Source organism: Halomicrobium sp. HArcht1-1, from assembly GCF_058933285.1.
On record NZ_JBZYDL010000001.1, the window covers coordinates 892,041 to 905,900 of the forward strand.

A 13,860-nucleotide genomic window follows, 5' to 3' on the forward strand; every position below is an offset into this window, starting at 1 on the left:
ACGACTATAGAACAGGAGCGACAGGGCTGTGACATGGCTTCCTTTCCCGTCGAAGTGCTGCTTGGCATCTATCTGGGGCTGCTCGTCGGGATCATCCCGGCGCTGGTCTCGTGGGCGATGGCGTTCTCGTTTCGCTACTTCGCTGGCGTGACCGTCCCCGCCTTCGGTGTCGCCGTCCTCGCGATCGCGCTGGCGGGGGTCAACGGTGGGCTGCTCGCACTGGCCGATCAGTCGATCACCGCTAGCCCGAACGCCGAACGGATCGTCGTCGCGATCCTCGTCGTCAGCATGGCGTCGATGTACGCCCACAGCAAGGGCGACTCGATGGGTGCGGCGTTCCCGAAACGGCTCACGCTCACGTCGCTCCGGAATCGCACGCTCTCGAAAGACGTGGTCGACTTCGTCGGCGGCGCGGGCGAGGTCCGGATCCACGTCGTCGGCGAGGTGGCGGACATGGAGGGGTACCCGCCCCTGCCCGAACCGCTCCGCGCCGAGATCCGTGGCGGCGAGTGGACGTTTCCCGCCGACCTCCGGCTCGACGAACTCGAACAGCGGCTGGCCGAGCGGCTCAAGACGGAGTTCGACCTCGGCGACGTGTCGGTCACCGTCGACGAGCGCGGTCGGGCGACCGTCGTCGCAGCGCCGCCCTTCTCCGGGCTCTCGAAGCGGATCGAGGACGGCCGCCACGCGGTGTCGGTCGACGCCCTGCTCCCGACCGGGCTCGCACGCGGCGACGAGGTGACGCTGCTGACGACCGACGCACAGGTCCGCGGGACCGTCGTCAGCGCTCGCTCCGGGAGTTCCGAATCCGTCGCCGTCCCGGAGCAACCGGCGGTCGAAGACGGCGAGGAGCTGCCGGCCCCGGTGCAAGCACCGACCACCGACGGCGGCGAGGGCCGGCTCACGGCCGCCGTCCGCCGCACCGACGCCCAGCCGCTCTTGCGTGCCGACCGGGCGAAGGTCGTCGTCGAGTCTCGGGGCACCCGTCGGGAGTACGAACTCGTCTCGCTCCTGCGGCGTTCGGACATGCGATTCCGGCGAGTGACACCACACAGCGGCCAGCCACTCGACGGCGTGACGATCGGCGAGGCGGCCCTCCGAGAGCGCTACGACGTGGCCGTCTTCGCCGTGAGGAAACCCGGCGGCTGGCGGATCGCGCCAGAGGACACGACGGAGCTCGTGGCCGGTGAACAGCTGTTCGTCGTCGGGACGCGGTCCGACCTCGACGCCTTCGAGGAGGCGGTCGCGTGACTCTCCAGCTCGCAAGCGGCGTGACGGGAGCCCTCGTCGACACGGCCGCACGGATCGCCGGGACGGCGGTGCTCGCCGGCTTCCTCGCGGCGGCGGTCGCGCTGTTCTACCGGTGGTACGTCCGCGAGCGGGTGCCGGCCGGACTGGCGTTGCTGGTCGGGCTCTCCGGCGTCGCCGCCGTCGCCGGTGCGACTTCGCTGCTGGCCCAGCAGCTCGTGCCGGGCGGTGCCGAGCCGGACGCCCTCGCGGCACTGCTCAACGTCGTCACGTTCCTCGTCGGCGGCCTCGGCGCGTACGCCGGCATGCGAGTCGGTGACGTACTGGGGATCGATCTGTTCGCGGCGACGGGGGGCAACGGGATCGACGGCGAGGTCAGCCAGCTCGTCAAGGCCGTCGGTCGCGTCATCGCCGTCGAGATCCCCGAGGAGATCGACGACGTGGTCGGCTACGATCCGGTCGCGGCCGCGACCCGCGAGACGCTGGCCGGTCGGACGTTCCTCTTCCCGCGGCGGCTCACGCAGGCGGAGCTGCGCGAGCGGTTCGTCTCGCGGCTGAAGACCGACTACGGCGTCGGCCACGTCGACGTGGAGTTCGACGAGACCGGCGCTATCGAGTACCTCGCGCTGGGCTCGCGGGCCGCCGGGATCGGCCCGACGCTCCCGCCGGCCACCAACGCCGTCGCGATCCGGGCCGACCCGGCAAACGCCGCCAGCGCGGGCGATCTCGTCCAGGTCTGGGAGAGCGATCCCCCGCGGCGCGTGCTCACGGGCGAGCTCCGAGGTGTCGCCGACGAGATCGTCACGGTCGCCATCGACGCCGCGGACACGCCCAAGCTCGACCCCACGAGCCGGTACAAGCTCGTGACGCTGCCGGTCCAGGACCGGCCAGACCGGGAGTTCGCGTCGCTTCTCCGGGCCGCCGACGAGACCCTCGCCACGGTCACCGTCGCGCCGGGGTCCTCGATCGACGGCGCGCCCGTGGGTTCGCTGTCGGTCACCGTCGCTGCCGTCACCCGCGACGACGAGCAGCCGGTCCCGCTCCCGGCACGAGACCGCGTTCTCAGGGCTGGCGACGTACTCTACGCCATCGCGACGCCGGACGCGCTCCGGAAGCTGGAGGCTGCCACCGCGGCCCCCGAGGGCGCGGTCGCGGAGCCGGCCGACGGGACGGACGACGAGCCGGCGACGGCTGCCGAGGACGCAGCCGACTCTGAATCCGCGACGAGCGACCGCTCACCAGCGGACCACCAGCCCGAGCAGTCTGACGGCGAGCGACGAGCAGACCCATCCGACGGGCAACCGGACGCCGGAGACGAGGTGGTGGGCGACGACAGCGAGGACGGCGCGCCGGGCGACGACGCAGACGACGACCTCTCTGGCGACGCGTTCCCCGACAGCGACGAACTCCCGGGCATCGATCCCGAGGACGGGACGGGGGCTCCGTCGGACGGCGGCGACGACGAGACCGAGGCGATCCCCGACACCGCTGCGTTTCCCGACACCGACGACCTCCCCGGATCGGAACTGACAGACGAGGGTGACGCGCGAGCGGATCGGGAGGACGACGGGGACGGAACCGACGACGCGACAGCACAGAGCGCTCCGTCGGACGAGGCGGAGGGCGACTTCGCCGACCTGCTCGACACCGATGTCGGCACGGGGACGGACGATCTGGACGACCTCCTCGACGAGAACTCCGGTGAGACGGTCGAGTTCGACGACGAAACGGCGGACGGACCAGGGACGGACGACCTGGACGATCTCCTCGACGAGGACTCCGACGAGGACTCCGACGAGACGGACGACCGCGACCGGACCAGCTGAGACGGAACGTCGCTGCTTCCCGGTCGGTCCTCACGGGGGAGACGACCGCCGCTCGATCGCGACGACCGTCCGCGTGACCGACGGCGGCTGACCCAACCGCTACCGTTATTTCTCGGCCGCCGTAGAGCACTGACATGGCTGGGCACGACGGCGTCGGGCGGCGACTCGAACGACTGGTCGGGCGCTACTTCGGCGTGACGTTGCCAGACACCGCGGGACTGCCCCGGTACGTCGCACCGCTGCCCGACTGGCTCGAAGACGTCGGGTTGCGACTGGCCTGGCCGATCGCGCTGGTCAACCTCGTCGGCACGCTCTTTGGGTTCTGGTACTACGCGGGTCGGCCGCTGAACCTCGCGCCGCCCCTCGTCGAGGGACAGCTCGGCGCTGCACCGGCGCTGGCCTACCCGCTGATCCCCGACTCGCCCGTCGCGACGATGTTCATCGGGCTCTCGCTCGTGGCCTGGCGACTGGACTACGACGCCGACTGGCTCCACATGCTGGCGTTCTTCGGCTGCCTGAAGCTCGGGCTGTGGACGCCCTACGTCCAGCTCGTGATCAACGGTCCCGCAGGGATCCCGCTGTGGCTCTACTGGTTCCTCGTCGCGAGCCACCTGGCCATGGCCGTCGAAGCCTTCCTGATCCACCGCTACGCGTCGTTCTCGGTGCCGGCCGTCGCCGTCGCGCTGGGCTGGTACGGGTTCAACGACGTGGTAGACTACTTCGTCCCGGTCCTGGACGGGCCACACCACACCTGGCTGCGAGCGGAGTCCGCCGTCGGTGGGTTCGACCACACGCTCCCGGCCCACGATCTGGCCGCCGGCTGGGCGGTGGTGCTGACGTTCGTCGCCGTCTTCCTCGCACTGGCGACGCGGGTCGAGAAGCTCAAACGCCGCGAGCCCGTCGCGGAGTGAGACTGCGAGAAGCGAACGCCGCCGTCCTCATACTGCCGGCTGTCACTTCGTGACGAGCTTCGCCACCCCGGGTGGCGAAATCGGTCACAGATGGACAGCCGGTCGTATCAGGCCGCGCCGACGGCGGCCGCGACGAAGGCCCATCGGGTGCCGCTGCGGGTTTCGGTCTCTTTCTGTGCTGCACGGTGCTGGTCGCGTCGGTGTTGCCAGTTCATCGTAGCCGAATGGAGGGGCCGTACACGCATGAATGTTTCGCGAAATTGATACAATTGTCGTGAACGTCAGTTACAATTAGCGCGTCTGAGAGACACGGATAGCCGGTCCACTCACTCCCGGGTACCGAAAGAGGTAACTGAGCTGTCTGCTAGAATCGTGGTACCACATGGCACGGGCGGCGACGGACGACGCCGCCGAACTCGCGCGGCGCGTGATGATTGTCGACACGTCACAGGAGTCTGGAACGTCTACGGACCGAGCGCCACTGCCGTCATACGGACGGTTGTAGACGTTCACCCAGTCGACCACACACTGCCGTGCGGTCGATCTCGTAGCGATCCACAACCGTCCGTATCAGTCGGACTCGAAGCCGTTGGGCTCGGTTCGGACCGGGGTATCGCTCGCCCGGAGGCCGGGAACGCGGCGGCGGATCGCCGTCGAGTCGACGGACTCGCTCCCGAGCACGGCGAAGCCGGCGAAGATCGTCAGGAAGCCGGCGACGGCGGTCGGTGCGATCGTCTCGTCGAGCAGTGCCCACCCGCCCAGCGTCGCGACGACGGGGACGACGTAGAACACGAGGTTCGCACGGATCGGCCCGGCCGTGTCCAGGAGTTCGAAGTAGGCGATGTAGGCGATCGCACCGGCGAAGACCCCGACGTAGCCAAGCGCCAGCAGTGCCTCGCCGCTCCAGGTGATCACGCCGACTGATTCGCCGGCAGCACGGCTCAGGGCGTGCGTGAGGCCCGCACCGAGGGGAAGTCCCCAGGCAGTGCGGACGCTGCTGGACAAGCTTCCGTCGGCCCAGCGGATGAGCACGCTGCCAAGCGCGCCGCTGACCGCACCGGCGAAGAGGATCGCCTTGCCGAACCCACCGGCGAGGAGGTTCGCCGGGTCGGGGCTGACGACCAGTCCGACACCGAGCAGGCCGAGGATCATCCCGGCGCTACCCCGAGCCGAGAGCCGGTCGTCGGCCAACAGGACTGCCGCGAACACCGGCGTCAGGATCGGGTTCAGGCTGAAGACGATCGAACCGACGGCGCTGGTGGCGTACTGCTGGCCGACGAACAGGAGCGCGTTTGTCAGCCCGATCGCGAAGATCCCGGTGGCGACGATGCCCAGCACGTCGCCGCGAGTGCGCGGCAGGAGTCCCTCGCGGGGCGTCGTCGCGACGGCGTAGCCGATCAGGACGACCGACGCCACGTCGAAGCGCAGGGCGACGAACAGCAGGGGCGGGAAGTAGTCAAGTCCCGCCTTCGCGGCGACGAACGTCCCCCCGAAGAGGACGCTCGCGACCGCGAACAACACGAGCGTTCGGCGGCTACCGTTCACTCGCCGCTCACCCCGTCGGGGCCCCAGCCTGCGGCGGTGCCGATACGATATCGCTGTGCGTCGAGACGAGTCATACTCGAACGGAGGGCCTGCAAGCGCATGAACTACGTTCGAAAATCGAAGCCGCTGTGCAAGGCCCGACTCCCGACCGGCGACCCCCGCCCCGTGAAAATATTTCACGCTGCGAAAGCGGTTTACACCGGCGAGTGCGAACGAGACGTATGGAGGCTGCGCTGTCGGAGATCGAGTTTCTCGCACTCTCTGAGAACCGAGTCTCGGTGCTCGCCCTGCTCGCGAGCGAGCGCCACACCCGCCGGGAACTGGCCGACGAGACCGGCGCATCACAGGCGACCCTGGGTCGCATCCTTGGCGACTTCGAGGACCGGTCCTGGGTCCGGCGCGAGAGCGGCGGCTACGTCGCCACCGCGACGGGCGAACTCGTCGCGGCGGGCTTTACCGACCTGCTGTCGACGCTGGACACGGAGCGAGCCCTGCGACCGATCGTCGAACACCTCCCGACCGCCGCGATGACGTTCGACCTCCGACGGCTGGCCGACGCCACGATCACGACTCCCAGCGGGACCCGCCCCAACGCGCCCGTCCAGCGGGTCCTCGACATGATCGAAACCGCTGCGGACGTGCGTGTCTTCTCACACGCGTTCAACGAGCAGAGCCTCACCGTCGTCCAGGAACGCACCGCCGCCGACCAACAGACGTTTCGCGGCGTGTTCTCCCGGAGCGCGATCGAAGCCCTCGCGGAGGATTCGACGCTGCGCGAGCGACTGCTCGCACTCGTCGCGACCGACGGCGTCGAGATCAGGCTCGCACGCGACGAGCTGCCACTGGCCGTGACCGTCGCAGACGAGACGGTCCACCTGCTCGTACGCGACGACAACGGCGTCCTGCAGGCATCGATCGACGCCGACGACCCCGCGGTGCTGTCGTGGGCCGACGAGACCTTCGAGCGGTACTGGACGGCGGCCGACCCCCTCGATCGAACGGAGTTCGCCGAGTGATTAGCCGGCTTCGACGCTACCCCGACTCGGCGTGCCGGAGACAGACACGTCGGCGGGCGTGTAGACGAGCGTGTCGTCGTCGTCCCGGACGCTGAGCCCCTCCACCAGTAGGTTACCGTTCTGAGTCTGGAGCGTCGCCGTCGCCGCACCCTTCGCGTCGATCGTCGCAAATCGAAGGAGCAGCGATCCGCTGGCGGAGAGGGTCACGTCACGCTTCGAGCGTAGCTGTGCGTAATCGGCGGCCATCTGCCCACCGGCGTCGATCTGTATCCCCTTGTTGCTCTCGATCTCCCCGCCGATAGTCACGGCCCCGGTCGCATCCAGGGACACCCGCTTGTTCGATCTGAGCGTCGCGTTCTGGATCAGAATCTCTCTCGCCTCGATCGACACCCGCTGTCCCCGTGCGTCGATGGTGCCCGCGTCTTTGATCGCGAGCCGAACGCTCCTGTTCTCGAAGTTCTCCAGGTCCTGGACGGTGTACGTCTCCTCGCCCTCGTCGTACTCACCGTCGCCGTCCGCGTCGTCGAACGCCGGCCGATCGCTCGGTCGTCCGCCGCCACCACCGGGACAGTCGTACGCCACGTCGACGGTCAGCAGCGCGTTCTGTATCGTCACGCTGTCACCGGCCGCCTCGGCGACGTGGACCTGTAACTGGGCCGTTCCGCTTTGGCCGTTCGGCTTGCACTTGACCGCGATATCCGTTCCGACACCGGGATCCAGATTCGTCGTCGTTCCGGCGGTGACGACGGTCAGAGCGCCCCCGTCGCCGTCGACCGAGACGCTGTACGCCGTGTTCAGCGCTTCACCGGCGTTGTTGCGCAGCGTCGCGACCGTCGTCTCGCTGGGGTTCGTGACGGTCGTCCCGGTCGGTTCGAGTGCCAGCAGCGCCGAGCCGTCGGGTGCCGTTCCCACCGAGACGCTCCGGTCGGCACCGGCGGTCGTGAGACCGACCGTCGGAGCCAGACCGACCACTACGCCCGCGACGACCAGCACGACGGCGACCGTTCTGAGTACTCGTAACACTGACTACCACCCCGTTTTCGCGTGTCCCACGACCCGCGACGAGCGGGCCACACACCGCCCAGCACCCAGCTGCAGCGGTCGTTCGTTGTCTGTTTACCGGTCCGCTGACGGATAATATTTCTGGGCGCTGGATCGACACGTCTGGCCGACCGCCGGGAACGGTGCCCGCCGAGACGGCTGTCGCTCCCGACTACCCGACGATGACGACCGCGGTCTCGGTCTCGATCATCTCGCCGTCGCCGGAGTAAGTGCGGGCTTCCTCGATCTCGAACATCTCCGCGTCGAGGGTGACGCCAGCGACGTGGAGTCGACCGTCTTCGATCTCGTAGTCGCCCTGTGCGATGCCGGCCTCGATGTCGCCGACCTGGTTGCCGTACTCCGGTCCGACGATCGAGTAGTCGAGGTCGATGTCGCTGATCTCCGTCGTGATGTCGGGGGCGTCCGCGAGCAGTTCGAGGTCTGCGACGTGCATGGCCTCGGCGACGGCGTCTGCCAGCCCCTCGACGTGGCCGTACACCTGGACGTGGTCGAGGTCCGCGTTCAGTGGCAGACCGTTGTCCGTCTTGTACGTCCGCAGCGCCGAGATGACCTCCATCGCCGTCTCGCCGGCTTCGAGGTCGGCGTCGTAGCCGCCGGGGGTCGGCCAGTCGGTCGTGTGGATGGAGGTGTCGCCCCCGGCGAGGCCGGCCCCGTCGGCCGACTCGTCGGTACGGTAGATCCGGTCCCACAGCTCCTCGGTGATGTGGGGGAGGAACGGTGCGAACAGCTTGAGGAAAGTGCGGTGGGCGCGGGTCAGCGCGAACTCCGTCGAGGCGCTGCCCTCGCCGGAGAGGCGCTGCTTTGCGATCTCCAGGTAGTCGTCACAGAAGCTGTTCCAGAAGAACGACCGGAGTTCGTTGCGCGCCTTCGAGAACTCGTAGGCCTCGAAGCGGTCCGTCACCGACTCGACCGTAGCGTCCAGTTCTGCGAGGAACCACTCGTCGATGGGCGCGAGATCGCTCTCGTCGACGGGCTCGACGGCCGCCGGGGCCGGCGTGAGCTGTTCGACCAGCCGCGAGGCGTTCCAGAGCTTCTGGAGCAGGCGCTCGCCGGCTTCGAGGTCGCCTTCCTTGTACGGGAAGTCGTCGCCGATGGAGGTGCCGGCGGCCCAGTAGCGTGTCGCGTCGACCGGGAACTCTTCGAGCACGTCGCTCGGGGGGATGACGTTACCCTTTGACTTGGACATCGCCTCGCGGTTCTCGTCCAGCACCATCCCGTTGATCATCACGTTGTCGAATGGCACCTCGCCGGTGTGTTCGTAGCACTTGACGACGGTGTGGAACAGCCAGAACGAGATGATGTCGTGGCCCTGCGGGCGCAGGTCGAACGAGTAGAGCTCGGGATTTTCCATACTGAACGCTTCGGCGTCGGCGTCCCAGTCCCATCCAGCGTTGACGAGGGGAGTAAGCGACGAGGTCGCCCACGTGTCGAACACGTCTTCTTCCGGCCGCAGGTCGTCGTGGCCACACTCGGGGCAGGCGTCGACGGGCGCGTCGTCCGAGAGTGGGTCGACGGGGAGGTCGGCCTTGTTCGCGAAGACTGGTTCGCCGCAGTTCTCGCAGTACCACACCGGAATCGGGATTCCCGAGTCCCGCTGTCGGGAGATACACCAGTCCCACTCCAGTCCCTCGATCCAGTGCTCGTAGCGGCTGAACATCTTCTCGGGGTGCCAGTCCATCTGGCGGCCCGCTTCGAGGTACTCGTCGGTCCTGTCGAGCATCTCGACGTACCACTGCTCGGTGACGAGATACTCCACCTCCGTCTCACAGCGCTCGTGGACCTGCACCGTGTGATCGTGATCGCGCTGTTCGAGCAGGTACTCCTCGGCGTCGAGATCGGCGAGGATGGCGTCGCGTGCGTCGCGGGTGCTCTGGCCCTGGTAGTCGCCGGCCACGTCCGTCATCGTCCCGGACTCGTCGATGGCGATCCGCAGCGGGAGGTCGTGTGCCTGGTACCACTCGATGTCGGTCTGGTCGCCGAAGGTACAGCACATGACGACGCCGCTGCCGGTCTCCAGATCGACGCGGTCGTCCTCGATGATCGGCACTTCGTGACCGAACAGCGGGACGCGTGCGGTGCCGCCGACGAGGTGCTGGTTGGCGTCGTCGTCGGGGTGGACGAAAATCGACACACAGGCCGGCAACAGCTCCGGGCGGGTCGTCGAGATCGTCAGCGTCTCGTCGTCGTCGGCGTCTCCAGTGCCGTCCTCGACCAGCGGGAACGCGATGTCGTTGAACAGCGTCTCCTGGTGTTCGTCCTCCTGTTCGACCTGCGAGATCGCCGTCTCGCAGTCGGGACACCAGATCGTCGGCGCGCGCTGGCGGTACTCCCGCCCCTTCTCGTAGAGGTCGATAAAGGACAGCTGCGAGACCCGCTGGACGCGGGGCTCGATGGTCTTGTAGGTGTTGTCCCAGTCGACCGAGATCGCCAGCGACTGCACGTCCTCGGTGAACTCGGCCTCGTAGCGCTCACAGACCTCCCGACACTTCTCCTGGAACACCCGCCGCTCGAAGTCCTGGTGGCGAATGCCCTTCTCGCGCTCGGTCAGGCGCTCGGAGGCGATGCCGTTGTCGTCGTAGCCAAAGGGGAAGTAGACGGTGTCGTCGGCCATCCGGTGGTAGCGGGCCACGAAGTCCTGTAGCGTGAACTGGTAGAGGTGGCCCATGTGGAGGTTGCCCGACACCGTCGGCGGCGGCGTGTCGATGCTGAAGCGGGTGTCCGGGTCGACGGTCTCTCCGGCGTCCGGTTCGTCGTACGCGTAGGTCTCCGCTTCGACCCAGTGGTCCTGCCACCGGGGCTCGACGGCGTCGGGATCGTACTCTCCCTCGATCCCCTGTTGCTCTGCTGGCGGTTCGTCGGTCGCGTCCTGTGTGTCACTCATGGGTTCTGTCGGTCGCTGTCGGCGTGGTCGGAAAGCGGTGCGAGCGTCGAGCGGAGTGAGTTAGTGGGGCGTAGCCGCCCCTACTACGGGCCGGAGAACGAGCGCAGTGGGTGCTCGACGCATCATCTACTCGGGGTTAGTCGAGAGGGGGCGTTAACGACTTCGATTTCTGATGCCGGAAGGATACACACAGCTATCGGAACCCATCTGTTTCAACACACCAGTAGTTTCAATACTGTTTGTTCGAGAGTGAATTGTAATGGTCGGTCGTACGTCGACAGCCGTTGTACTTGGTCTGTTGCTGCTCGGGGCGGTGGTTCCGCTGGTGAGTGGTGCCACCGAAGAACTGACGCCGCGAGCGGATCGGACGGCAGTTGAGGTTGATTCGAGCGGAACCGACGCGGTGACGCGTGAACTTTCGAGCGGACAGGCACACCGTGTCCAGTCCAGCGTCGAAGCAAGCGGCCAGATTCTCGATCGACTCCGTGTCCCGGGCGTCCTGATGCTGTTCGCTGTCCTTGTCTTCTGCACGATTGGCTCTGTCGTCACCGTTCTCGTGTCTATCCACGAGCTGGCAGACGCCGACGCGCCGGTGACCGATCGGGTTCAGGCGATTCGGCAGGCCCACAGCGGTACTGTCCTCGTATTCCCGGTCTTCGCTGTGCTGAGTGCTCACTGGCTGGGCGCTCTCGACGTGGTGTCCATCGTCTCGCAGGCAGTACTACCAGTTGAATCGCTGGGCGCTTGGTGGCGAGTTACGAAGTGGTTCGTTGCACTCGGACCGTTCGCTGGCCTGCCGTGGCTGGCGATCACGCTCGTGACCAGACCAAAGATCCAGAACCTTCTGGGTGGCGAATATCAGTGGCACAAAGTGGCCACTGACTGGGCGAAAGAAGTGACGTTGAAAGCCGGCTGGTTCTGGCTGGTCGGAGCAGTCCTGCTGACGTTCGCCTCACAGATTCTCGCGTCACCGATCGTCGGCGGCATACTGGTCGGCCTTTTGACCGTATTCTGGCAATCGATCTCACCGCTGTTGATCTTGCTATTCAACGACGCCCGACCGTTGACCGGCGAGGAGCGAGAATCCGTAATCGGGCTCTTTCGAGAAAAAGGCCTGTCAGTACGAGGACTCTACCGGCTCGATACCGAGGACACTGTCGTGGCACAAGGTCTCATCGCTGGACTATTCGGGAACCACTGGATCTTCCTGACAGACGATATCGTCGACGAGTTCTCTCCCGAGCAGGTCGCTGCGGTCGTCGCACACGAACTCGGGCACGCGGCCCACCGACACCACCTCAAACGAGCAGCGTTCGCGGTCGTGTACTGGTTCCTCGTGTTCTGGCTCTACGCGAACGTGATTCAGATTGTCTGGCTGCTGGTTTTCTCGGTCGTCGTCTACTGGCAGTTCGGTCTGGGCTGGGTCGGGATCCGTCAGGAGTTCGAAGCGGACGCCTACGCAGCGACACTCACGAGTCCAGCAGCGATGCAAGACGCGCTGCAGTCGATTGCAACGGTGAACGCGATGCCCAACGAGACTGGGACGACACACGAACTCACAAGTAAACACCCATCGATCGAGCGCCGTCTCGACCGTCTCGACGAGCTGGCTGAAGACGAGCAACGGTCGTCGAGGAAGCGCGGACAATCGGATCAGCCGGGATCGACTACGCAGTGACGTGAGGGGGCTCGATTCAGCTACTGTTCTCGGTCCCCGTGGGCTCGCACCCACAGCTCTCCGATCCGCGACAGGCGCGTTCGGTACGACTTCCCGTGTTCCTCCTGTTCGATGTAGCCTTTCCCGCCGGGGCCGAGCCGGTCGACGTTGTAGATCACCTTCGAGCGGAAGCTGTCGGTGTACTCCTCGCCCATGTCCCGGGCCAGTGCCTGGGCCAGTTCGGAGACGGACTCGAACTCGCCGTGTTCGCCGAGCGTAAAGAGGATCACTTCCTCGAAGGGCTTGACGTTCGAGAAGGAGGCGACGGGCAACTCGACGACGTGACTGCCGTCGATCTCCTTGGCACCGATAGTGGTCCCGCGCTCGTCGAACTCGTCGAGCAGATCACGCGCCGAGTCGAGGCGGGCCGTGACCCGCTCTCGGAGTTCCTCGTCGTTCTCGTCGGACGCGATCCCGTCGACCTCGGCTTTCAGCTCCTCCAGTAGGTCGTTCTGGCGGCGTAGTTCCTCGGCCAGTTCCGTTTCGAGGTACTTCTCGGGGACGGTGTAGTAGGTGTGGATGCGGTCTCGGTCACCCTCGCGTTCGACCATGATCGAGTGCGACGCCGTCGCGAAGGCAAAGGAGACGGTCCGGGGCATCGCGGAGATGTTGACCCACACCTCGTTGCCCTCGTCGAGTTCGGCGTTGATGAGTTCGAAGGCCTGTTCGAAGGCGGCGTCGTAGTCGTACACGTCCTCGATGACGAACCGCTCGGTGGTCGCGCCCAGCAGGTTCTGGTAGTCCGTCTCCAGTTTCTCGGCGAGGTGCTGGGAGTACTCGACGTTGGCCTCGCTGCCGACGGCTCCTTCCAACAGGATGACGTGGTCCACGTCCAGTTGCTCGCGCACCAGCGGCGCGATCAGCCGGTCGTAGTCGAACCCGACCGGGACGATGTGGGTCTGCATGTCCCGGGCTACTCGTGTCGGAGGCAAAAGAGTAGCCTCTCGCGTGTGTCGGGGCGGTCGACAGTGTCTTTTGCTGGCCGACGCGACCACCGATATGCGGTATCTGACACTCACGTTTCCGCGGTCGCCCTCCTCGGAGCGCCAGGACGCGTTGGTGCCGGGCCTCGACGTCGATCACGGGACGATCTGTAACATGAACTACTTCCACGACGACACGCTCGTAGAGCTGTGCCGGCTGGAAGCCACCCGTAGCAGCGTCGTCAGCGATCTCGAAGCGTGGGACGACGCCATCTCCTACGACGTGTTCGACACCGACGACGGTGATCTGTACGTCTTCATTCACTCCCGGCCGAGTGCGGAGCTGGCAGAGTTGCTCCGAATCGTCGAGCGCCACCGGCTGCTCGTCGAGTTGCCGATCGAACTCGAAACCGAGAGCGTGACGGTCCGCGTCGCAGGTGGGTCCGAGGCACTCCACGACGCGATGGCGGACCTCCCCGCCGACGTGACGGCCGACGTACAGATCGAGCAGCTGGGCACCTACGATCCGGAGGTCGACGCCGCACGGTCGGCGCTGACCGATCGCCAGCGGGCCGTCCTCGATGCAGCCGTCGACGTGGGCTACTACGCGACGCCACGGACCGCGACGATCGAAGACGTCGCGGCTGCCGTCGGCTGTGCGGAGAGCACCGCCTCGGAGCACCTGCGCAAGATCGAGGCGCGGTTGCTTCCGCGACTGACTTAAACGGCCA

10 protein-coding genes are annotated in these 13,860 nt (G+C 66.7%); 6 read left to right on the plus strand and 4 right to left on the minus strand.

The annotated features are described in order from the left end of the window. The first annotated feature begins 33 nt into the window (after nucleotides 1-33). The 3 genes from AC5FRZ_RS04835 (at nucleotide 34) to AC5FRZ_RS04845 (ending at nucleotide 3,985) form a co-directional block, all read left to right on the plus strand. The gene (locus AC5FRZ_RS04835; protein ID WP_208628852.1) at nucleotides 34-1,251 is read left to right on the plus strand and encodes a potassium channel family protein; all 1,218 of its coding nucleotides are present in this window, start codon (nucleotides 34-36) and stop codon (nucleotides 1,249-1,251) included. After that, a complete protein-coding gene (locus tag AC5FRZ_RS04840) occupies nucleotides 1,248-3,074 on the plus strand; it encodes a DUF8167 domain-containing protein (RefSeq protein WP_493564028.1) in 1,827 nt (608 codons plus the stop codon). The genes AC5FRZ_RS04835 and AC5FRZ_RS04840 overlap by 4 nt, the downstream gene beginning before the upstream one ends. A 134-nt stretch (nucleotides 3,075-3,208) precedes the next feature. Continuing rightward, nucleotides 3,209-3,985 (plus strand): DUF1405 domain-containing protein, encoded by a 777-nt coding sequence (locus tag AC5FRZ_RS04845; protein ID WP_493564029.1) that lies wholly within the window; start codon nucleotides 3,209-3,211, stop codon nucleotides 3,983-3,985. A 570-nt stretch (nucleotides 3,986-4,555) separates the two neighbouring features. Here AC5FRZ_RS04845 and AC5FRZ_RS04850 read toward each other — a convergent pair. Next, a complete protein-coding gene (locus AC5FRZ_RS04850; RefSeq protein ID WP_493564030.1) occupies nucleotides 4,556-5,530 on the minus strand; it encodes a DMT family transporter in 975 nt (324 codons plus the stop codon). A 221-nt stretch (nucleotides 5,531-5,751) separates the two neighbouring features. Between AC5FRZ_RS04850 and AC5FRZ_RS04855 the strand changes: the two genes are divergently transcribed. Beyond that, nucleotides 5,752-6,546: a helix-turn-helix transcriptional regulator gene (locus AC5FRZ_RS04855; protein ID WP_493564031.1), complete on the plus strand. Its 795-nt coding sequence runs from the start codon at nucleotides 5,752-5,754 to the stop codon at nucleotides 6,544-6,546. On the opposite strand, the gene AC5FRZ_RS04860 is transcribed toward AC5FRZ_RS04855, so the two are convergent. Both AC5FRZ_RS04860 and AC5FRZ_RS04865 read right to left on the minus strand, forming a co-directional pair. Further along, nucleotides 6,547-7,569 (minus strand): hypothetical protein, encoded by a 1,023-nt coding sequence (locus AC5FRZ_RS04860; protein WP_493564032.1) that lies wholly within the window; start codon nucleotides 7,567-7,569, stop codon nucleotides 6,547-6,549. It abuts the gene before it with no gap. Between the two features lie 190 nt (nucleotides 7,570-7,759). Beyond that, nucleotides 7,760-10,489, minus strand: coding sequence for a valine--tRNA ligase (locus AC5FRZ_RS04865; protein ID WP_493564033.1), 2,730 nt, complete (start codon nucleotides 10,487-10,489; stop codon nucleotides 7,760-7,762). Nucleotides 10,490-10,748: 259 nt separating this feature from the next. Here AC5FRZ_RS04865 and AC5FRZ_RS04870 point away from each other — a divergent pair, with 259 nt between their 5' ends. Next, nucleotides 10,749-12,167, plus strand: a complete 1,419-nt coding sequence (locus AC5FRZ_RS04870) for a M48 family metalloprotease (RefSeq protein WP_493564034.1) — start codon at nucleotides 10,749-10,751, stop codon at nucleotides 12,165-12,167. Between the two features lie 20 nt (nucleotides 12,168-12,187). On the opposite strand, the gene AC5FRZ_RS04875 is transcribed toward AC5FRZ_RS04870, so the two are convergent. Further along, nucleotides 12,188-13,111 (minus strand): HFX_2341 family transcriptional regulator, encoded by a 924-nt coding sequence (locus tag AC5FRZ_RS04875; protein WP_372479494.1) that lies wholly within the window; start codon nucleotides 13,109-13,111, stop codon nucleotides 12,188-12,190. A 94-nt stretch (nucleotides 13,112-13,205) separates the two neighbouring features. Here AC5FRZ_RS04875 and AC5FRZ_RS04880 point away from each other — a divergent pair, with 94 nt between their 5' ends. Next, complete coding sequence (locus AC5FRZ_RS04880) at nucleotides 13,206-13,853, plus strand: helix-turn-helix domain-containing protein (protein WP_493564035.1); 648 nt, start codon at nucleotides 13,206-13,208, stop codon at nucleotides 13,851-13,853. The last annotated feature ends 7 nt before the right edge of the window (nucleotides 13,854-13,860 follow it).

What these genes read in the sequence shown, in the direction of transcription:
- AC5FRZ_RS04875 (WP_372479494.1), bottom strand. Translation starts at nt 13,111, where the DNA reads ATGCAGACCCACATCGTCCCGGTCGGGTTCGACTACGACCGGCTGATC.
- AC5FRZ_RS04835 (WP_208628852.1), top strand. Translation starts at nt 34, where the DNA reads ATGGCTTCCTTTCCCGTCGAAGTGCTGCTTGGCATCTATCTGGGGCTG.
- AC5FRZ_RS04870 (WP_493564034.1), top strand. Translation starts at nt 10,749, where the DNA reads ATGGTCGGTCGTACGTCGACAGCCGTTGTACTTGGTCTGTTGCTGCTC.
- AC5FRZ_RS04845 (WP_493564029.1), top strand. Translation starts at nt 3,209, where the DNA reads ATGGCTGGGCACGACGGCGTCGGGCGGCGACTCGAACGACTGGTCGGG.
- AC5FRZ_RS04880 (WP_493564035.1), top strand. Translation starts at nt 13,206, where the DNA reads ATGCGGTATCTGACACTCACGTTTCCGCGGTCGCCCTCCTCGGAGCGC.
- AC5FRZ_RS04855 (WP_493564031.1), top strand. Translation starts at nt 5,752, where the DNA reads ATGGAGGCTGCGCTGTCGGAGATCGAGTTTCTCGCACTCTCTGAGAAC.
- AC5FRZ_RS04865 (WP_493564033.1), bottom strand. Translation starts at nt 10,489, where the DNA reads ATGAGTGACACACAGGACGCGACCGACGAACCGCCAGCAGAGCAACAG.